Source organism: Agromyces sp. Y558, from assembly GCF_059445415.1.
The window spans coordinates 2,451,060-2,470,068 of sequence record NZ_JCAIUH010000001.1 but is presented as its reverse complement, the minus strand read 5'-3'; the positions used below and the strand labels follow the sequence as shown (position 1 = coordinate 2,470,068).

The 19,009-nt window shown below is 69.1% G+C and carries 19 protein-coding genes; 5 read left to right on the top strand and 14 right to left on the bottom strand.

Annotated features, from left to right (window positions below):
- Positions 1-36 precede the first annotated feature (36 nt).
- From AC1C2T_RS11510 to AC1C2T_RS11465, 10 genes are all read right to left on the bottom strand, one after another.
- The gene (locus AC1C2T_RS11510) at positions 37-2,964 is read right to left on the bottom strand and encodes an FtsK/SpoIIIE family DNA translocase (protein WP_495385338.1); all 2,928 of its coding nucleotides are present in this window, start codon (positions 2,962-2,964) and stop codon (positions 37-39) included.
- A 4-nt stretch (positions 2,965-2,968) separates the two neighbouring features.
- Positions 2,969-3,205, bottom strand: coding sequence for a hypothetical protein (locus AC1C2T_RS11505; RefSeq protein ID WP_495385337.1), 237 nt, complete (start codon positions 3,203-3,205; stop codon positions 2,969-2,971).
- Between the two features lie 121 nt (positions 3,206-3,326).
- Complete coding sequence (locus AC1C2T_RS11500) at positions 3,327-4,568, bottom strand: ABC transporter permease (protein ID WP_495362692.1); 1,242 nt, start codon at positions 4,566-4,568, stop codon at positions 3,327-3,329.
- A complete protein-coding gene (locus AC1C2T_RS11495) occupies positions 4,565-5,377 on the bottom strand; it encodes an ABC transporter ATP-binding protein (RefSeq protein ID WP_495385336.1) in 813 nt (270 codons plus the stop codon). The genes AC1C2T_RS11500 and AC1C2T_RS11495 overlap by 4 nt, the downstream gene beginning before the upstream one ends.
- Positions 5,374-6,492, bottom strand: coding sequence for an efflux RND transporter periplasmic adaptor subunit (locus AC1C2T_RS11490; protein WP_495385335.1), 1,119 nt, complete (start codon positions 6,490-6,492; stop codon positions 5,374-5,376). The genes AC1C2T_RS11495 and AC1C2T_RS11490 overlap by 4 nt, the downstream gene beginning before the upstream one ends.
- Before the next feature lie 384 nt (positions 6,493-6,876).
- The gene (locus tag AC1C2T_RS11485; protein ID WP_495385334.1) at positions 6,877-8,553 is read right to left on the bottom strand and encodes a ribonuclease J; all 1,677 of its coding nucleotides are present in this window, start codon (positions 8,551-8,553) and stop codon (positions 6,877-6,879) included.
- Between the two features lie 87 nt (positions 8,554-8,640).
- On the bottom strand, positions 8,641-9,615 hold the full coding sequence (dapA, locus tag AC1C2T_RS11480; RefSeq protein ID WP_495362688.1) for a 4-hydroxy-tetrahydrodipicolinate synthase: 975 nt from the start codon (positions 9,613-9,615) through the stop codon (positions 8,641-8,643).
- 189 nt (positions 9,616-9,804) lie between these two features.
- Positions 9,805-10,746, bottom strand: coding sequence for a type IV toxin-antitoxin system AbiEi family antitoxin domain-containing protein (locus AC1C2T_RS11475; RefSeq protein ID WP_495385333.1), 942 nt, complete (start codon positions 10,744-10,746; stop codon positions 9,805-9,807).
- Positions 10,747-10,989: 243 nt separating this feature from the next.
- Positions 10,990-11,598, bottom strand: coding sequence for a dihydrofolate reductase (locus tag AC1C2T_RS11470; protein ID WP_495385332.1), 609 nt, complete (start codon positions 11,596-11,598; stop codon positions 10,990-10,992).
- Positions 11,595-12,404, bottom strand: a complete 810-nt coding sequence (locus AC1C2T_RS11465; protein ID WP_495385331.1) for a thymidylate synthase — start codon at positions 12,402-12,404, stop codon at positions 11,595-11,597. The genes AC1C2T_RS11470 and AC1C2T_RS11465 overlap by 4 nt, the downstream gene beginning before the upstream one ends.
- Positions 12,405-12,534: 130 nt before the next feature.
- On the opposite strand from AC1C2T_RS11465, the gene AC1C2T_RS11460 reads away from it, so the two are divergent.
- The 4 genes from AC1C2T_RS11460 to AC1C2T_RS11445 all read left to right on the top strand — a co-directional run bounded on the left by AC1C2T_RS11460 (position 12,535) and on the right by AC1C2T_RS11445 (position 14,869).
- Positions 12,535-12,975, top strand: a complete 441-nt coding sequence (locus tag AC1C2T_RS11460; RefSeq protein ID WP_495385330.1) for a thioredoxin family protein — start codon at positions 12,535-12,537, stop codon at positions 12,973-12,975.
- 70 nt (positions 12,976-13,045) lie between these two features.
- Positions 13,046-13,480, top strand: a complete 435-nt coding sequence (locus AC1C2T_RS11455; RefSeq protein WP_495385420.1) for a DUF4395 domain-containing protein — start codon at positions 13,046-13,048, stop codon at positions 13,478-13,480.
- A 54-nt stretch (positions 13,481-13,534) separates the two neighbouring features.
- Entirely contained in the window at positions 13,535-13,960 is a 426-nt protein-coding gene (locus tag AC1C2T_RS11450; RefSeq protein WP_495385329.1) for an OsmC family peroxiredoxin, read from the top strand.
- A 3-nt stretch (positions 13,961-13,963) separates the two neighbouring features.
- On the top strand, positions 13,964-14,869 hold the full coding sequence (locus AC1C2T_RS11445) for a TIGR01777 family oxidoreductase (protein WP_495362681.1): 906 nt from the start codon (positions 13,964-13,966) through the stop codon (positions 14,867-14,869).
- 41 nt (positions 14,870-14,910) lie between these two features.
- On the opposite strand, the gene AC1C2T_RS11440 is transcribed toward AC1C2T_RS11445, so the two are convergent.
- On the bottom strand, positions 14,911-15,360 hold the full coding sequence (locus AC1C2T_RS11440) for a hypothetical protein (protein ID WP_495385328.1): 450 nt from the start codon (positions 15,358-15,360) through the stop codon (positions 14,911-14,913).
- 90 nt (positions 15,361-15,450) lie between these two features.
- On the bottom strand, positions 15,451-16,203 hold the full coding sequence (gene dapB, locus AC1C2T_RS11435; RefSeq protein WP_495362679.1) for a 4-hydroxy-tetrahydrodipicolinate reductase: 753 nt from the start codon (positions 16,201-16,203) through the stop codon (positions 15,451-15,453).
- Between the two features lie 95 nt (positions 16,204-16,298).
- Between dapB and AC1C2T_RS11430 the strand changes: the two genes are divergently transcribed.
- Entirely contained in the window at positions 16,299-16,769 is a 471-nt protein-coding gene (locus AC1C2T_RS11430) for a GNAT family N-acetyltransferase (protein ID WP_495385327.1), read from the top strand.
- A 157-nt stretch (positions 16,770-16,926) separates the two neighbouring features.
- On the opposite strand, the gene AC1C2T_RS11425 is transcribed toward AC1C2T_RS11430, so the two are convergent.
- Positions 16,927-17,529: a histidine phosphatase family protein gene (locus AC1C2T_RS11425; RefSeq protein WP_495362677.1), complete on the bottom strand. Its 603-nt coding sequence runs from the start codon at positions 17,527-17,529 to the stop codon at positions 16,927-16,929.
- A gap of 37 nt (positions 17,530-17,566) precedes the next feature.
- Positions 17,567-18,952, bottom strand: coding sequence for a M16 family metallopeptidase (locus AC1C2T_RS11420; RefSeq protein ID WP_495362676.1), 1,386 nt, complete (start codon positions 18,950-18,952; stop codon positions 17,567-17,569).
- Positions 18,953-19,009: the final 57 nt, after the last annotated feature.

Here is a 19,009-nt window from a genome sequence, read left to right as displayed (position 1 = left end):
GGCCAGACTACCGGGCACGCCGTGCGCGGGCCGAGCTCAGTCGCGCCCGGTGAGGCCCCAAGCGTCTTCGTCGACGTCTCCGTCGACCTCTGCGCGACCTTCGCTCATGCGGGCGACGGGATCGTCGTACCGGGCGTCGGGCGCATCGTAGGCCTCGGTCGGGGCGATGCCGTCGCCGAGCGGACCAGTCTGCGCCGCTGGAGCCTGAGCCTGAGCCGCGATTGCGGCCGGTGCCGCGGCGCGCGGAGCCGGCGCGCCGGCTGGTTCTTCGCCTCGGAGCCGCGCGAGCACGTCGGCCAGTTGCTCGACGGTCACCAGCACGTCGCGCGCCTTCGACCCCTCGGAGGGGCCGACGATCTCGCGCGACTCCAGCAGGTCCATGAGGCGGCCGGCCTTCGCGAAGCCCACGCGCAACTTGCGCTGCAGCATCGAGGTCGAACCGAACTGCGTCGACACCACGAGCTCGGCCGCCGCGAGCAGCAGCTCGAGGTCGTCGCCGATGTCGGAGTCGATCTGTTTACGCTCGACGGATGCCGCGACATCCTGCCGGTACTCCGGCCGCGCCTGCCGGGTGACGTGCTTGACGACCTTCTCGATCTCGGCCTCGGTGACCCAGGCGCCCTGCACGCGGATCGACTTCGAGGCACCCATCGGCAGGAACAGCGCGTCGCCCTGACCGATGAGCTTGTCTGCGCCCGGCTGGTCGAGGATGACGCGGGAGTCGGTCACGCTCGTGACCGCGAACGCGAGGCGCGACGGCACGTTCGCCTTGATGAGACCCGTCACGACGTCCACAGACGGTCGCTGGGTCGCGAGCACGAGGTGAATTCCCGAAGCGCGCGCGAGCTGGGTGATTCGCACGATCGATTCCTCGACGTCTCGGGGCGCGACCATCATGAGGTCGGCGAGCTCGTCGACCACAACGAGCAGGTAGGGGTAGGGCTTGAGCTTCCGCTCTGAACCGGCGGGCAACACGATCTCTTCGTTGACGACGGCCTTGTTGAAGTCGTCGATGTGACGGAAGCCGAACGACGCGAGATCGTCGTAGCGCATGTCCATCTCTTTCACGACCCACGACAGCGCCTCTGCAGCCTTCTTCGGATTCGTGATGATGGGCGTGATCAGGTGAGGCACGCCCGCGTACGGTGCGAGCTCGACGCGCTTCGGGTCGATCAGCACCATGCGTACATCTGAGGGCTTCGCGCGCATGAGCAGCGACGTGATCATCGAGTTGACGAAGCTCGACTTGCCCGAGCCCGTTGAGCCGGCGACGAGCAGGTGCGGCATCTTGGCGAGGTTCGCGACGACGTAGCCGCCGCCGACGTCTTTGCCGACACCGATCGTCATGGGGTGCTTCGCATTGACGGCCGCGCCGGAGCGCAGTACATCGCCGAGGGTGACGGTCTCGCGGTCTGCGTTCGGGATCTCGACGCCGATCGCACTCTTGCCTGGGATCGGCGAGAGGATGCGCACCTCGTTCGAGGCGACCGAGTAGGCGAGGTTCTTCGAGAGCGCGGTGACCCGCTCGACCTTGACGCCCGGGCCGAGCTCGATCTCGTACTGCGTGACGGTCGGCCCGCGCGAGAAGCCGGTGACCTTCGCATCGACGCCGAACTGGTCGAGCACCGCGGTGATCTGGCGCACGACGTCGTCGTTGGCCTGAGAGCGCGACTTCGGGGGCGGACCGGCAGCCAGGCTCGAGGATGCGGGCAGGTGGTACGGGCGATCCGGTTCGGCAGCCGCTTCCGGCTCGAATTGCGAGGGCTCCGCGCCTGCCGCCGCGGGAGCGACGGCGTCGCCCGCATCGACCTCGTCGAAGACCGCGAGCACGTTCGTCGCCCCTGCGTCGTCACCGCGAAGGCCGGTGCCGCCGCGCGGCACGTCGCCCGTGAAGCCCTGCAGGGCCGACTCGGCACGCTCGAGGTCGCCGAGTACTTCGGTGTCGTAGCTGCTCGGAGCGGCCACGCCCTCGAGCGGCGTCTCGAAGCTGCCGGCGGCGGAACCAGCGCCGAAGACCTCGGTGAGGCCTTCCATGCCTGGCGCTTCGAACGACGGGTCCTCTTCGCGATTCGAATCGTTGCGACGCCACCACGGCACGAGGCCGCCGCGACCCGGCTCTTCGCCGTCTGCGTCGAGCGCGTCGATGCCCGACAGTTCGGTCTGCACGGCCTTCTTGCGATCGCGACGCGACGGCTTCGGGCCGACTTCGGTCACCGGTTCGTCGTGAGTCGCCCCGAAGAGCCACTCGTAGAGCTCGCGGAACCGCGCCGGAATACGATTCGGCGGCGTCTTCGTGATGATCAGCAGCGCCAGCAGGAGGAGCACGATGACGACGGCCGTGGCCCCGGCCTGCGTGATGAGCGCTGTGAGCGGAGCCGCAACCATCCAGCCGAGGATGCCGCCGGCGCGGGCGAGCACGGCCATGCCCTCACGGGGCTCGGGCAGGCCGCCGAAGAGGTGGCAGAGCGCGGAGACCGTGAGGAGCAGCAGGCCGAGGCCGATGCCGATACGGGTGTTGTCATGCACGGAGCTCGGGTGCCGGAAAAGCCACACGGCGAAGAGCAGCATGACGACGGGCAGAGCGAACGCGACGCGGCCGAACAAGCCGCCGAACGTCCACGAATCGAGCACCTGCGCGATGGGGTCGTTGATGAAGAACCACTCGACGACCGCACCGGCGATTGCGAGCACGACGATGAAGAACGGCAGACCGTCGCGCCGCTCCTCTTTCGAGAGCGTCTCGGGTCCGAGTGCGCGGGCGGCGCCGCCGGTCAGGTGAGCGAGTCCCATCCACGCGCGCACGACCACGTTCGGTCTCTCGGGCGTCTGGGGCGCCTTCTTCGACGCGGCGGCACGAGTGCTCGCCGCGGGCAGCTTCTTCGTGGGCGCCGTGCGCGAACTCGAAGCACGCGAAGACGTGCCCGAGGCACGGCCGTTCGACCTGGTGCTCGTAGCCATGCCCATAAGGCTACGGCCGCGCGCCCCCGCCGGGTGTCAGCCGGACGCGAGTGTTCGCGATCCGCGACGCGCATCCTGCGCCTGGGAAGGCGCTGCCAACCGGCGATGTACCCCGGTAGACCGGATCGGCGAGCACGGTCGTCCTCGGGTGGGTGCCTCCCGACCGCCAGTTCGCCGCTTCGACCACCATGTCGGCGAGGAACGAGCCGTCACTCGAGACGGCCGGACGCACGGCGAATGCCGCCATGCGCGGATCGTGCGCGTTCGACGTTACGGCCGTGTTTCGCAGCCTCAACCCGGAGCCCTCGATTCCATCGACACCTTCGGAGCCCTCCGAACCCTCAGTACCCGCAGAACCCGCAGAACCCTCAGAACCGGATCGCGTCGATGACCTTCACCCGCACCGCGCCGAGCGCCGGCAGTAGACCCGCGAGCGCGCCGACCGCGACCGCTGCACCGATGCCGATGAGTGCCGCCTCGATCGGGAATCCGGGCAGATCCTCCACCTCGGCACCACCCAGCACCATGCCCATGAGCGGGCTGCGCACGAGCGCGATGGCCACGCCGACGCCGACGACGCCCGCGACGAAGGTGCCGACCACGGTCTCCATGAGCACGGAGAAGAACACCCTCCCAGCGGTCGCACCGAAGGAGCGCCGCACGCCGATCTCTCTGATGCGGCCGCGTACGGTCACGAGCGCGATCGTCAGCAGGCCGAGCGCACCCAGCAACAGGATCACGACCGCCACCCCGGTGACGAGGAGCTTGATCGCCAGGAACGGGTCGCCCTCTTGCGCGGCGTAGTCGCTGCGCCATCCGTCGACCGTCGCGCCTTCGCCCAACTCGGAGGTGAAGGCTCGCTTCATCGACTCGGTGAGCTCGTCGGCCGAGCCGTCGGGAACCCACATCTCGTACGCCGGCATGTACTCGCCCATCATCGGATCGGGCGTCGCGGACTGCAGCGGGAGGAAGGCGTCGGTCAGGATGAACCCGTTCGGCTCCGTGTCCCACTCGTTCATAGCGGGGGTGACGCCGATGATCACGCCCGTGGTCTGGCCCTTCCCGATCAGTTCGACCGTCGGATGGGTGGCCAGCGACGGGCTCCCGAGCCGTTTCCAGAAGGCCTCGTTCACGATGACCGCCGGTGCGAGGCGATCGGCATCGCGCTCGGAGAACCAGGCGCCCTCCATCAGGCGCACGCGGTGCATGATGCCGTAGTCGGGATCGACGACCTGCATCTGCACCGGCACGGCGCCGTCGACGAACTGCACAGTGAGACCGCCCCAACCCGAGCGGCTCGCATAGTCGACCTCGTGCCGGTCGAGCGCGATCTGCCACGCGACGGCCGCCGCCTCGGTGTCGACAGCGCCGCCCGCCGAGCTGATGTTCAGGGACATGGTCGCGGGTCGACCGCCATAGCGCTCCTGCATCTCACGGCCCGCCTGCTCGGCGATCGCCGCCGCGGCGACCACGGTCGAGAGCGCGCACACGGCGACGGCGACGCCGATGAGCGAGAGCAGCACGCGGCCACGGTGGATGCGCAGTTCTTCGAGAGCCTCGACGACCGTGCTCACCACGCCCGTTGCCGTGCGCGCCAGCCAGCCGGTCATGCGACCGCCTCGGCTTCGACAGCGCCGTGATCGGCGACGGGATCGGCGACGGGATTCGGGCGATCGGATGCCGCGACCACGGGGTGCGCCCCGCGCACCTCCTGCGCGAGGGATGCCTCAGCCGAGGCATCCGTCGTCTCGAGTCGCCCACTGACGAGCCGGAAGTGCCGGTTGGCACGCGCGGCGATCGCGGGGTCATGCGTGATCGTCACCAGGGCTGCACCGGTCTCGGCGGCAACGGATTCGATGAGCGCCATCACCTCGGCGCCGGTCTCGAGGTCGAGGGCACCGGTCGGCTCGTCGGCGAGGATCAGCCGCGGTCGGCGCACGAGCGCACGGGCGATGGCCACTCGCTGCTGCTCGCCGCCCGACAGCCGCTCGGGCTTCGTCGACAACCGCTCCCCCAGTCCGACGCGCTCGAGCATGTCGCGGGCGATGCGCTCGCGATGCCAGAACTCGCGCCCGCCCGAATACAGCAGCGGCGTCTGCACGTTCTCGAGAGCCGTGCGACCCGGCAGCAGGTTGAACTGCTGGAACACGAAGCCGATCTCGCGCCCGCGCAACCGATCGCGCACGCCGCTGCCGATGCGCCGCATGTCGTGCCCGAGGAACGCGAGCTCGCCGTCGGTCGGCGTGTCGAGGAGGCCGAGGAGGTTCAGAAAGGTCGACTTGCCCGACCCCGAGCGACCGACGATCGAGACTCGGTCTCCTTCGGAGACAGTCAAGTCGACGCCGGAGAGGATAGTGAGCGGATGCCCGTCGGCGAGCTCCACCGTTCGGCCGACGCCGTGTGCTTCGACGAGCGTCATTTCGTGACGGTTCCGCACGTCATCATGCCGTCGGGCGTCTGCACGCAGCCCTCGCCGCCGCTCTCGCCTGGCGCACCGGGCACGAACTGCAGCACCTCATCGCCCTCGGCGACGCCTTCGACAACCTCGACCTGGCTGCCGTCGCTCAGGCCGAGGCGCACGGGCTGCTCGAGGCGCTCGCCGTCGGGCGTCACAAGCCACACCACTCCGGTCTCGGCGCCGCCCTCGACCGCGGTGATCGGAACGACGAGCACGTCATCGGCGCTGCCTGCTGAAATCTTGACCTGGGCGGAGAGGCCGGGGAAGACACGCACGTCGCCGGGCACGGTGCAGCGCACGGCCGTGCCGCCGGATGCCTCGCCGCCGGTACCCGCACCAGCGCCACCGGACGCACCCGCGCCCGAGCCGGCCGGGCTGCTGCCGGCGCCCGACAGCGGCGTCGAGATTACGAGGCCGCCGCACGTGAAGGGCGCCGGACCGCCCGCGATGGTCACGGCCGCCTCTGTCGGCGCACTCGTGAGCCGATACTGCTGTTCGGGACTCAGCGTCGCCGTCACGTTGAAGCTCGGCGGGGCGACTTGGCCCGCGACATCCCCCGTGGCGACCGGTTGGCCCGCGATGACGTCGAGGGAGGAGAGCACGCCCGCCGTCGGCGCCAGCACCTTCTCGAAGTGGAAGCTCGCACGCGGCACCGTGACCGTCGGCAGGCCGTCGGGGCCCGTCGACTCGACCGGTTCGATCGGATCCTCGACCTTGATGTCGAAGATCTCCTGTCCCGCGGCGACCTGCTGCCCCGCCGTCACGAAGACCTCGTCGACCATGCCGGTGCCCGTCGCCTTGACGGGCGCCGAGGCATCCGCGTTCACGGTGCCGGTGAGCACGACGTCGTTCGCGATGGAACCGCGTGCCACGACGGCCTGCGGCTCCGACACCGTGCCCGTGGGCGAGATCGCCTCAGCGTCGGCCTCGGCCCGATCGGGGAAGAATGCGAGCTTCGCGAGTGCAATCGCGATCACCGCCACCAGCACGACTCGAACGGTCGGGAAGATCCACTTGCGCCAGATGCCCACGGCACTCCTTCGTCGGGTGGCCCAGCCGTAGGGGCCGCCGGGCATCTCCACCACCCTAGGGAGTCGGAGCGCACCGCGGAATCCCTCTCAGGGAGGAATCGGGGTCATCCCCGATGCTCAGGCCGCCGCTATCGACGACCGATGCGACGAGAGCCGAACCGAGCGGATGCCGCGGGCCGGGCCGACGCCGCCGCGACCGTGCGCATCGACCCACGAGCATCAGGGCCGCCGCCGGAAGCAGGAGCGCGCCGGGGCAGTCGTGATCGCGGCCACGAGCAGGCCGACTGTGCTGAGCGCCAGCGACGGCGCCAGGAGAGGACTCGGGGCGGGGCGACGCGGTCGCCGACGCGCCCGTCATCGGCGGCCGTCGTCGGCCGTCGCCGAGCCTCGCCCCGGCGACCGCCCCGACGACGAGCGTGCCTCGCAGGGCTACGCCTCGATGACGAGCGGCACGAGCATGGGCCGACGGCGAAGGCGACGGTTCACCCAGCCGCCGAGCACGCGGCGCAGGATCTGCGAGAGCGCGTGCGAGTCACGAACACCGCTCTGCGCCGCCTCGGCGAGCGCCTCGATGATCTTCGGCTTGACGTCGTCGAACACCGAAGCGTCTTCGGCGAAACCGCGCGCGTGGATCTCGGGCCCGGTGATGACCCGGCCGGTCGACGCATCGACCACGACGATGACCGAGATGAAGCCCTCCTCGGCGAGGATGCGACGGTCTTTCAGGTCGGCGTCGGTGATTTCGCCGACCGTCGAGCCGTCGACGTAGACGAAGCCGAGGTCGAGCTGACCGACGACCCGCAGTACCCCGTCGCGCAGGTCGTAGACCGAGCCGTTCTCGCCGATGAAGGTGTTCTTCGCGGGGATGCCAGTGTCTTGAGCGAGCTTCGCGTTGGCAAAGAGGTGGCGGTACTCGCCGTGGATCGGCAGCACGTTCTTCGGCTTCAGGATGTTGTAGCAGTAGAGCAGTTCGCCGGCCGCGGCGTGGCCCGAGACGTGCACCTTCGCGTTCGCCTTGTGCACGACGTTCGCACCGAGCTTCGTGAGCCCGTCGATGACGCGGTACACCGCGTTCTCGTTGCCCGGGATCAGGCTGGAGGCCAGGATGACCGTGTCGCCCTCACCGATCTCGATCTGATGGTCGCGATTCGCCATGCGCGAGAGCACGGCCATCGGCTCGCCCTGCGACCCGGTCGACATGAAGACGATCTGATCGTCGGGGATGTTGCCGGCCTTCTTGTAGTCGATGAGCACGCCCTCGGGCACCTTCAGGTAGCCGAGCTCAGCGGCGATCGTCATGTTGCGCACCATGCTGCGGCCGAGGAAGGCCACGCGACGGTGATTGGCCCACGCGGCGTCGAGCACCTGCTGCACACGGTGCACGTGGCTCGAGAAGCTCGCGACGATGACGCGGCGAGGGGCACGATTGATGACCTCGTCGAGCACGGGGCCGATCGAGCGTTCGAGCGGCGTGAAGCCCGGGACATCCGCGTTCGTGGAATCGACCATGAAGACGTCGACGCCCTCTTCACCGAGCCGCGCGAACTCGCGCAGGTCGGTGAGCCGACCGTCGAGGGGCAGCTGGTCCATCTTGAAGTCGCCGGTGGCGAGCACCGTGCCGCCGTCGGTCTTGATCGCGACGGCGAGCGCGTCGGGGATCGAGTGGTTCACGGCGATGAACTCGAGCCGGAACGGGCCGATCTGCTCGTGGTCGCCCTCTTTCACCGTCAGTGTGTACGGCTTGATGCGGTGCTCCTTGAGCTTCGCCTCGATGAGCGCGAGCGTGAGCGTCGACCCGAGCAGCGGGATGTCCCCCCGGAGCCTCAGCAGGTACGGTACAGCGCCGATGTGGTCTTCGTGACCGTGCGTCAGCACGACGCCCACGATGTCGTCGACGCGATCCTTGAGGAAGCCGAAGTCGGGCAGGATCAGGTCGACGCCCGGCTGGTGCTCTTCAGGGAACAGCACGCCGCAGTCGACGATGAGGATCTTGCCGTCGATCTCGTAGCTGGTCATGTTGCGGCCGACCTCCCCAAGGCCGCCGATGGGGATGATGCGGAGCGTTCCTGCCTCGAGCGGGGCAGGATCGATGACGACGTCGGGCATGAGCCCTCCTTCTGTTGCGGTGTTCAGTTCGGTGCGACCATTCAGGGCCGCGGATGTCTCATTGCGCGAGCGAACTCGTGCGTGCGACTAGCGCGTGGTGCCCGCCACCTTCGGCAACGCACCGCCGGCGGCAGCGTTGCGGTCGGGGCGGAAGTTGTGGAAATCGGCGCCGGGAATGCCCTGCACGTGGGCGATCTCGTCTTCAATGAGGGCGGCCTCCCACTCTTCGGGACCGACGAGCGGCAACCGCACACGCGGGCTGCCGATGCGGCCGAGACCGTGCAGGATGTACTTCGCGGCGACGGTGCCCGGCACGTGCGTCATAACGGCGCGCACGAGCGGTTCGAGCTGCTGGTGCGCAGCTGTCGCCAGAGCCAGGTCGCCGGCGTTCACGGCGTCGATCATCTGCCGATAGGGCGCCGGTGCGACGTTCGCCGTGATGCCGATGAGCCCGGTCGCGCCGATCGAGAGATGCGGCAGCACGTTGGCGTCGTCACCCGAGAAGTACATGAGGTCGGTCTGGTTCAGCACCCGGCTCACCTCGGAGAAGTCGCCCTTGGCGTCTTTCACGGCGAGGATGTTCGGGTGCTTGGCGAGCCGCAGGATCGTCTCGTACATGATGGGTACGCCGGTGCGAGCCGGGATGTCGTAGAGGATGACCGGCAGGTCGGTGGCATCGGCAACGAGACGGAAGTGGGTGAGGATGCCCGCCTGCGTCGGCTTGTTGTAGTACGGCGTGACGATCATGATGCCGTCGGCGCCGGCCTGCTCGCTGTGCTTGTAGAGCTCGATGGCGTGCGCGGTCTCGTTCGAGCCGCCGCCCGTGATGATCTTCGCGCGCCCCGCGGCGACATCTTTGCCGACTTCGACGAGGCGGATCTTCTCGGGGTCGGTGAGCGTGGAGGTCTCGCCCGTGGTTCCCGTGACGACGATGCCGTCGGCTCCCGCCGAGATGACGTCGTCGATGTGCTTCTCGACCCCGGGCCAATCGACCTCGCCGTCTGCCGTCATCGGCGTGACGAGCGCGACGAGCACTTGTCCGAAGGGATTCTCAGAAGTCACGCCCTCCAGCGTATCGGGTCAGCTCTGTGGCGCGGGTCACTGCCCTCCGCCCGCGCCCTCCGCCCTTCGCCGCGCCCTCCGCGGCCTCCACCTCCGTCTCTGCCGTTCGCCCTCCGCCGCCTGCCGTCCGCCCTCCGCGTGCACGAGTTGCACGAAGGATTGCGCGCCACACCGTCGAGCAGCGGCGAGTCAGGGGAATCGTCGTGCGACTCGTGAACGCAAATGCAGACCGCGGTCGACCTTGGCGAGGATCGCAGCCTCGACGATCGGCCAGTCGTGCACGATGAGCGCGTAGTCGAAGCGCAGCGTGTCGAAGCCGTGTGCCGCTGCGACCGTGTCTCGAACGAGGTCCTTGTGTCGTTTCGAGACCGCGGCTGCCCGCGCCGCAGCGTTCTCCAAGTTCTCCACGTTCTCCACCATCGCAGCCGCGTCGAAGCCATCGACGTGATTGCGTTTGCCATCGACCTCGAGGATGAGCCGATCGCCCAGCACGAAATCCACCCGGCCGACACCCGGGATCTCGACTTGAGAGACGAGGTCTATCCCATGGGCGTGGAGTCGCAGCCGGAGAACGGACTCGAGTCCGCTGTCGGCGTTCCACCGTGCGAAATCGACGAGCCAACGGTGCACGGCCGGGATCCGACTCCGGATCCGAGCGAGTGACGCGCGAGTCAGAAATCGTTTCCGCATCGCCGATTCGAGCGCGACGAAGAACTCTTCGCCGCCGCGGCATCCGAGCAGCTGTACCAGCGCGTCAGCGAGTCCTGTCATTCCGCCATTCACCGTCGAAGCCGCCCAGTGCGTGACGCAGACGCATCCGTCGTGCCGACGTCGTCGACCAGTGGGCGACATCGCGACGTGCGCGGCATCCGGCTCGCTCAGGATCCACAGGCCGGCCGCGCGCACTCGGCTCAGACAGCCGAGCAGGCCACCGTGGCGGATCGCCGTCTGCACGTCGTGCGGAAGATCAGGCACGGCGTACACGCCCTCGCGCAACCGGACGACCTCACCGTTTCGAACCGCTACGCGGAGCGAGTGCGCATCGACGCCGAGCGCGGCAAGCTCCGATGTGCGAGCCACCCCGCCGAGATCGAAGCAGTGTCGGCGAATCGTGGCAGCGGGAATCGGCATGCGAGGAGCCTGGCGCGACCGGCGCGACCAGCACCCCGAGATTCGAGGACGGTGGACGAAGCGACCGGATCGTCGAGTGTGGAGGAGGAGTGGGTGCACGAGTCGCACGACGATTCGTTCGCCACGCCGCCGCGGCCGGGCGCGCCGGCAGATTCATCGTGCAACTCGCGAAACGCACATGGAGCGCACAAGCAGCGGGCACGCAGGGCGGGCATGGCGGGCATGCTCGCGAACGGGCACGGGTCAGTCGCGGGTGTAGGTGAGGAAGCGGTAGGCGAGGCCGGTGCGGGAGGTGTGCGCGCCGTCGGCCGGGTCAGCGGCGAGCAACCGCCACGATCCGTCGATCGGCGGGGCGAGCGCGTCACCGGCGACGTCAGCCTCGATGCGGGTGACCTCGAGCCGGTCGGCCCGGTCGATGGTCTGCCGGTAGATCTCGGCCCCGCCGATGACCCAGATGCGTCGGTCGACATCGGCAGCGGATGCCTCGAGCTCGCGTTCGGCGAGCGCGAGCGCTTCATCGACGGACCCGGCCCGGCGGGCACCGTCTGCGACCCACACCTCGTCGCGCGTCACCACGAGGTTCGCCCGCCCGGCGAGCGGCCGGAACCTCGGCGGGAGCGAGTCCCAGGTCTTGCGGCCCATCACGACCGGGTTGCCGAGCGTCAGCGCCTTGAAATGCGCGAGGTCTTCGGGCAGGTGCCAGGGCATCACCCCGCCTGCACCGATGACTCCGCCGCGAGCTTCAGCCCAGATCAGCCCGATGCGCGTCGCGCCAAGCGCATCGGCGCCGGCATCCGCGGTCGCGTCCGCGTTCGCGGCACTCGAGGCCGACGCGGCATCCGCTTCGCTCATACCGCGACAGCGGCGCGGATCGGCGGGTGGTGCTGGTAGCCCTCGACGATGAAGTCGTCGAACTCGTAGTCGAAGATCGAGTCGGGGGTGCGCGCGAACCGCAACGTCGGCGGCGCGAAGGGCTCGCGCTCGAGCTGGAGCTTCACCTGCTCGACGTGGTTGTCGTAGATGTGGCAGTCGCCGCCGGTCCAGACGAAGTCGCCGACCTCGAGGCCGGTCTGCGCAGCGACCATGTGCGTGAGCAACGCGTAGGAGGCGATATTGAAGGGCACACCGAGGAAGAGGTCGGCGCTGCGCTGGTACAGCTGGCACGAGAGCTTGCCGTCGGCGACGTAGAACTGGAACAGGGCATGGCATGGCGCGAGTGCCATGTCGGGAATGTCGGCCGGGTTCCACGCCGAGACGATGAGGCGGCGCGAGTCGGGGTTCGTGCGGATCTGCTCGATCACCTGCGAGATCTGGTCGATCGTCTCACCCGACGGCGTCGGCCACGAACGCCACTGCACGCCGTACACGGGGCCGAGTTCGCCCGCGGCATCGGCCCATTCGTCCCAGATGGTGACACCGTGATCGCGCAACCAGCCGACGTTCGATGAGCCCTGCAGGAACCACAGCAGTTCGTAGGCGATCGACTTGAAGTGCACGCGTTTGGTGGTCACGAGCGGGAAGCCCGCCGCGAGGTCGAACCGCAACTGGCGCCCGAACACGCTGCGCGTGCCGGTGCCCGTGCGGTCGGTCTTGACCGTGCCGTGCTCGAGCACGTCGCGCAGCAGGTCTTCGTACGGTGTGGGAATCGTCTCGGCCATCCCATCAAGGCTAACGCGGGCCGGCGACAACAGGGCTGAGGCGGGCCAGTAGATGAGCGGATGCCGCGAGCCACCGTCATCCTCGGTCACACGCACCCGGGCGCACCGGCTGCTGCGTACGCTCAACCACATGGATTGGCTCACCGCCCTCGCGACGGCCGCCGCGCTGCTCGTGGCCGCGACGACGGCCGGTCTCGCGTGGCGCTCGCGGCAGGGCGGCACCCGGCAGGGATCGGGCGACACGGTCCGACCGGGCGAGCTCGGTGTCGAGGCGTTCGGCGAACGCGCCACCCTCGTGCAGTTCTCGACCGAGTTCTGCGCTCGCTGCCCGGCGACGGGCCGTCTGCTCGGGCAGATCGCGCATGAGCACGAAGGCGCAGCCCACATCGTCGTCGATCTCACACATCGGCCCGACCTCGCCGGCCGCTTCCGGGTGACCGAAACCCCCACGACCCTCATGCTCGACGGCGAAGGCGCGATCCGCGCGCGCATCACCGGCCTGCCACGTGCCGCGGCGGTGCGGGAACGACTCGACGAGCTCCTGAGGTGCAGCAGTGCCATCTCACACTGACCCAACGACGGCGTCCGCCGACAAGTCGGCGCCCGCCGGAGCCGCGGCATCCGCCCGCGGCACCCAGGGCATCGACCCTCGCGGCCCGCGCTTCGGGGCCGCGATCACCGCGACCTTGCTGCTCATCACCGTGGTGCTTGCCGTCGCCGGCGCGACCGACGCGGCGTTCTGGCTGCTCGTGGCGATCACGCTGCTGTTCGCGTGGGGTGCGTTCGCCGGCATCCGGCGGCACCCGTTCGGCCTGATCTTCGCGAAGATCGTGCGTCCGCGACTCGCACCGCCGATCGAGCTCGAAGATCCGCGTCCGCCGACGTTCGCGCAGGGCATCGGCTTCGCCGTCGCGGTCGCCGGAGTCATCCTGTCCCTTCTCGGCCTGCCGAACGCGGTGCCGATCGCCGCGGCGATCGCGTTCGTCGCGGCGTTCCTCAACGCCGCGTTCGACTTCTGCTTGGGGTGCCAGATCCACCTACTCCTCGCGCGGGCGCGGATCGTCGCTCGAAGCTGACCGTCAGGCACGCGCGCCGCTAGGCTGGAAACCCGGCTCGACTAGGAGGACCACATGGCAGTCACGAGTGAAGCGACCACCGTCTGGAAGGGCACGCTCTTCGAGGGATCGGGCGACGTCGCCCTCGACTCCTCGGGTCTGGCCAGCTTCCCGGTCAACTGGAAGGCCCGCTCCGAGGGCGCAGCCGGAACGACGAACCCCGAAGAACTGCTCGCGGCGGCCCACTCCTCGTGCTTCTCGATGGCCCTCTCGCTCGGGCTCGCCCAAGCGGGCACACCGGCCGAGAGCATCCAGACCACGGCGGCAGTCACATTCGAGGCTGGCAAGGGCGTGCTCGGCAGTCACCTGCTCGTGAGCGCCCGAGTGCCCGGCCTGACCGAAGAGCAGTTCGAAGTGCTCGCCGAAGACGCGAAGAAGAACTGTCCGATCTCCCAGGCGCTCGCCGGCATCCCCATCACGATCGAAGCCGAACTCGCCTGACTGATGCGCGTACTCGTCGCCGGCGCATCCGGATTCATCGGCACCGCGCTCGTCGGCAGACTGACCGCTGACGGGCACGAGGTGGTGCGCCTCGTGCGCCGTCGCGCGCAAGGGCCCGACGAGGCGGCGTGGTCGCCCGCGGCCGGCATCATCGACTTCACCGTCATGGATCGGGTCGATGCGGTCGTGAACCTCTCGGGTGCCTCACTTGCGCGGCTTCCGTGGACGAAGTCGTACCGCGACGAGATCCTCGAGTCGCGCATCACGGCGACGCGCACGCTCGCCGACGCGATGCGCAAGGCACGGCGCCCGCCCGCCGTGTTCCTCAACGCCTCGGCGGTCGGCTACTACGGTAACCGGCCCGGCGAGCTCCTCACCGAGTATTCGAGCCCGGGCTCCGGCTTCCTCGCCGAAGTCGTCGCCCGGTGGGAGGCCGCGGCACAGCTCGCGCCGGAAGAGACCCGCACCGTCGTCTTCCGCACCGGGGTCGTCGTCGGCCATGGCGGTGCGTTGAAACGGGTCGGCATGCTGACCCGGCTCGGGGTCTCTGGGCGCCTCGGCACCGGTGGCCAGCACTGGCCCTGGGTCGCGCTCGACGACGAGGTCGGCGCACTCGTCCACCTGCTCGGCTCACCCGTCTCAGGCGCCGTCAACGTCGTCGGGCCCACACCGGCGACGGCCGATCGGGTGATGACCGCGATGGCCGAACGCATGCGGCGCCCCTATGTCTTCGGTGTGCCCGAGCGCCTGCTCGAAATCGCGCTCGGGCGCGCCGCCGACGAGCTGCTACTCGCGAGCCAGAAGGTGCGACCGCAGCGACTCATCGACGACGGCTACCGTTTTCAGCACACGACGGTCGAGTCGGCGCTCGACGCGATGCTCAGTGCGCCGCACGCCCCGGTTGGCTAACCGCGGGCAGAGACCGCACGGGTGCAGTCCATACGGGGTGCTCAGCGCTCGGCGCGCTCGGCGCGATCCAGTTCGATGGCCCGCCGCACGGCCTGCCTTGCGTTTCGGCGGTCGCCCGCGGCGTCGTAGGCGAGGCCGAGTCGGAGCGCCGACCTCCATGACCCGGGCTCAGCGACTGCTGCGGCCCGGAACCCATCGAGTGCCGCAACGGCAGCTGCACGCTCAGGGCGGCCACTCGGCATGAGCGGCAGCTGCAGGTCGAGGCCGCCCTCGGCGTCGAGACGCTTCACGAGGGCCTGCGAGCCGATGCCGAACGAGAGCTCTCGCCAGAGCGCCCAGATGGCGATGAGCGGCAGCAGCAGGAGCGCAACACCCATGGCGATCGCGATCGGTTCGCCGGTGGCCATGAACTGCACCGCACGCCAGCCCGCGAGCACGAGGTAGACGACGAGGAGCGCGGCCATGATGAGCGCGCCGATCTTCTTGGTCATCGCTTGGTCTTCCCGGTCATCGGCTGGCGCCCGGCACGCCGAGGTCGAGTAGCTTGTCGAGCCCGACCGTGACTCCAGATGACTTCTCGGTCATCGGCTGGCGCCCGGCACGCCGAGGTCGAGCAGCTTGTCGAGCCCGACCGTGACACCGGATGCCGCGGGAGCACTGCGCAGGGCGAGCAGGATGCCGGCCTCGTATGAGCTCGGCGAGAGCGTCGAGTGGGTGATCGTGAGGGTCTCTCCGTCGCCTCCGAAGATGACGCGCTGCTCGGCCGAAACGCCCGACATGCGCAGGCTGTGCACGGGCACGCCGCTCACGAGCTGCCCACGAGCGCGCTGATCGGCGTGGGGAGCCGCGACCGGCCCGCCTCGACCACGGGCATCGCCGATGAGCTCTGCCGTGCGTACGGCCGTGCCCGACGGCGAGTCGACCTTGCCGGCGTGGTGCGCCTCGACGATCTCGATCGAGTCGAAGTAGGGAGCCGCGAGGGCAGCGAAGGCGGTGCCGAGCACGCTGCCGATCGAGAAGTTCGGAATGAACAGCACCGCGCCAGCGTCGGCATGACCGCGCACGAATGCCGAGATGCCGGCGATGCGATCGCTCGACCAGCCCGAGGTGCCGACGACGATCGGAATACCGGCTCCGGCCGCGAACTCGACGATCTCGGCGCTCGCGCCGGGGTGCGTGACATCGAGGGCGACATCGGCGCCCAGCATGAGGTCGAGGCTCGAGCGGGAGTCGAGCGCTGCGTGGAGTTCGAGATCGTCGGACTCCTCGATCAGTCGAACGGCCAGTTGCCCCATCTTGCCTGTGGCCCCGGCCACGGCGACCCGTATCGTCACGGCTTCACCCTAGCAAGCGCACATGCGGGCACCGGCTGCCTCGGGGTGGCGCCCGGCCGCGGCATCCGCCGCCCTCGCTCAAATAGTGTGGGTGCATGCTGCGCTTCCGAGACGCCCTCGTCACCGACGCCGACGCGCACGCGCTGCTCGGCGCCTACTTCGCCGAACGCGCCGCCGGGTTTCCCTCTTCGCAGGGCGAGTACCGGCCGGCATGGCCTGGCGCGGCGCAGTTCACTCCTCCGATGGGCGTCTTCGTACTCGCGGTCGATGAGTCTGGTGCGGCGGTCGGATGCGGCGGTGTGCGACGCCTGCAGCAGCGCCATGGCAGCTTCGAGGTAAAGCATCTCTGGCTCGCGCCGGCAGCGCGCGGAGCGGGCGAGGGGCGGCGACTGCTCCGAGAACTCGAGCGGCGGGCGAACACGTTCGGGGCGCACGAGCTCGTGCTCGACACGAATGCGAGCCTCGAGGCCGCCGGCGGGCTCTACCGGTCGAGCGGCTACGTCGAGATCGAGCCGTACAACGAGAACCCCAACGCGACGCACTGGTTCGGCAAGCACCTGATCTGAGGCGAGCGACTGGCATCAGCGGCGTGCCGCCGGGCTCGCTTCGACGGGCTCAGCGAACCTCACAGCAGACTCAGCGAACCTCACAGCAGACTCAGCGAACCTCACAGCAGACTCAGCGAACCTCAGAGCAGGCCCGCATCGACAGGCTCAGCGAGCCTCAGAGCGCGTAGGGCTCCGGCAACCCCGTACGAAGCTCGGGCGGCAGGTGCGCGATGTCGTTGTGCGCGACGAGACTCCACGGACGGCCGGGCCTCTGCGTGAGCACGGTCAACGCGCAGTTCGCCTGGTTGAGCGAGACCCATCGCCAGTCGGGGGCACCCAGCACCTCGCGCACGAACCACCCGATGACGAAGTTGTGGGTGATCAGCAGCTCGTGCCGGTCTTCACGATGCGAACGGAGGAACTCCGCGGCCGCATCGGCCATCTGCGCACTGCCGGCCTCGATCTCGGCCTCGGTGACCGAACCGAAGAACGGATCGTACGCCTTCGGCGTCTCGGGAGCGGGCCCAGACGGAACGCAGTCGAAGAGCAGCGCCGACGGTTCAGGGTTCAGGGCCGGCATCTTCGCCGCGATGATCGCTGCCGTCTCGGTCGCCCGCTGCAGCGGCGAGTGCCAGGCGTCGTCGAACGGCACCCCGCCGAGTCGCTCCGCGAGGAGTTCGGCCTGACGACGACCGCGCGGCGAGAGGGGCCCGTCGGGCAGGCCGTGCTCGGCGTCGAGCTGCTCGCCATGCCGGACGAGATAGAGATGGTTGGCCACAGGTATCGGTTCCTCTGTTGCAGGTCGGGTGTCGCGCTCAGGCGACGTCGGAGCTCGAAGCGACCGCATCGGTCGCACCGGTGAATGCCGATTCGTCGATCGCGCCGACGGCAACGAGCGAGAACGGGCGGGCGATGAGGTCTGCGGCGAGACGTTGCACGTCGTCAACGGTGACGAGTGCGATGCGCCGCAGTGCCTCATCGAGGTCGGCGAACTCGCCGAGGGTCAATTCGGCCCGGCCGAGCCGGGACATCCGCGTGTCCGAGTCTTCGAGTGCGAGCGCCGAGGCACCCGCGAGCTGACCGGATGCGCGGCGGAGTTCATCGGCGGTCACCCCGTGCTCGGCGAGGCGTTCGAGCTCGGCGCGCATGAGCTCGGCGACGACGCCCGCCTTCGCGGGTGCGCAGCCGGCGTACATGCCGAAGAGCCCTGCGTCGGAGTAGCCGGGAGCGAAGGAGTAGACGGAGTACGCGAGGCCGCGGCGTTCGCGCACCTGCTGGAAGAGCCGGGACGACATGCCGGATCCGAAGATCGCGTTCAGCACGCTCATCGTGGGGCGTCGATCGTCGGTTGCGACGAGACCGGGCACCCCGAGCAGGAGGTTCACCTGCTCGGTGGGGCGTGCCACGACCGTCAGTGCCGAGCCGGCCTCGAGTACGACGGGCTCGACCGGCCGACGGTCGACCGGTGATGCCGTCACCGACAGGTCCCATCCGGCCGTGGCGAGTGCCCGGTCGAGCTCGGCGAGGAGCAAGTCGTGGTCAACAGCGCCGGCGACGGTGACGACGAGGTCTTGCGGCCTGTAGTTCGCCCGGTAGTGCTCCCACACTCCGTCGCGGGTGGCTCCGCGGATGGTCTCGGGGTGGCCGCCAATGGGTCGGCCGAGGGGATGGCGGCCGAGCACCGATTCGAAGAAGCGCTCGTTCGCGACATCGCCGGGGTCGTCGCCTGCCATCGACAACTCTTCGAGGATGACGCCGCGCTCGCTCTCAAACTCGACCGGGTCGAGGAGTGAGGAGGTGAACATGTCGGCGAGCACGGCGACGGCCATCGGCAAGTCGCGGTCTTGCACCTTCGCGTAGTAGCACGTGTACTCCTTCGCGGTGAGCGCATTGTGCTCGCCGCCGACGGCGTCGAAGGAGATGGCGATGTCGAGAGCCGACCGCGTCGTCGTGCCCTTGAAGAGGAGGTGTTCGAGGAAGTGCGTGGATCCGTACGTCCCGGGGTGCGCGGCATCCGATCGCTGCTCGTCTCGAGAGCCGACCGCGACCCAGAACCCGATCGTGACGCTGCGGCTGCCCGGCACCTGTTCGCTGAGCACCCGAACCCCCGAGGGGAGCACACTGCGCCGAATTCGCGCGTCTCCTGCTGCCGTGAAAGAGAGTTCGGCCTGGCCGAGTGGGAGGTCAACGGCGCCGTTCATCCCGCTCAGCCTATGCCACGCTCGGCGGAAGTGCTCGGGCGACATCCACTCGGTCGT

Excerpts from the sequence above, each read along its gene's own strand:
- AC1C2T_RS11510 (WP_495385338.1), bottom strand. The coding sequence starts at position 2,964 with ATGGGCATGGCTACGAGCACCAGGTCGAACGGCCGTGCCTCGGGCACG.
- AC1C2T_RS11505 (WP_495385337.1), bottom strand. The coding sequence starts at position 3,205 with ATGGCGGCATTCGCCGTGCGTCCGGCCGTCTCGAGTGACGGCTCGTTC.
- AC1C2T_RS11500 (WP_495362692.1), bottom strand. The coding sequence starts at position 4,568 with ATGACCGGCTGGCTGGCGCGCACGGCAACGGGCGTGGTGAGCACGGTC.
- AC1C2T_RS11495 (WP_495385336.1), bottom strand. The coding sequence starts at position 5,377 with ATGACGCTCGTCGAAGCACACGGCGTCGGCCGAACGGTGGAGCTCGCC.
- AC1C2T_RS11490 (WP_495385335.1), bottom strand. The coding sequence starts at position 6,492 with ATGCCCGGCGGCCCCTACGGCTGGGCCACCCGACGAAGGAGTGCCGTG.
- AC1C2T_RS11485 (WP_495385334.1), bottom strand. The coding sequence starts at position 8,553 with ATGCCCGACGTCGTCATCGATCCTGCCCCGCTCGAGGCAGGAACGCTC.
- AC1C2T_RS11475 (WP_495385333.1), bottom strand. The coding sequence starts at position 10,746 with ATGCCGATTCCCGCTGCCACGATTCGCCGACACTGCTTCGATCTCGGC.
- AC1C2T_RS11470 (WP_495385332.1), bottom strand. The coding sequence starts at position 11,598 with ATGAGCGAAGCGGATGCCGCGTCGGCCTCGAGTGCCGCGAACGCGGAC.
- AC1C2T_RS11465 (WP_495385331.1), bottom strand. The coding sequence starts at position 12,404 with ATGGCCGAGACGATTCCCACACCGTACGAAGACCTGCTGCGCGACGTG.
- AC1C2T_RS11460 (WP_495385330.1), top strand. The coding sequence starts at position 12,535 with ATGGATTGGCTCACCGCCCTCGCGACGGCCGCCGCGCTGCTCGTGGCC.
- AC1C2T_RS11450 (WP_495385329.1), top strand. The coding sequence starts at position 13,535 with ATGGCAGTCACGAGTGAAGCGACCACCGTCTGGAAGGGCACGCTCTTC.
- AC1C2T_RS11445 (WP_495362681.1), top strand. The coding sequence starts at position 13,964 with ATGCGCGTACTCGTCGCCGGCGCATCCGGATTCATCGGCACCGCGCTC.
- AC1C2T_RS11440 (WP_495385328.1), bottom strand. The coding sequence starts at position 15,360 with ATGACCAAGAAGATCGGCGCGCTCATCATGGCCGCGCTCCTCGTCGTC.
- AC1C2T_RS11430 (WP_495385327.1), top strand. The coding sequence starts at position 16,299 with ATGCTGCGCTTCCGAGACGCCCTCGTCACCGACGCCGACGCGCACGCG.
- AC1C2T_RS11420 (WP_495362676.1), bottom strand. The coding sequence starts at position 18,952 with ATGAACGGCGCCGTTGACCTCCCACTCGGCCAGGCCGAACTCTCTTTC.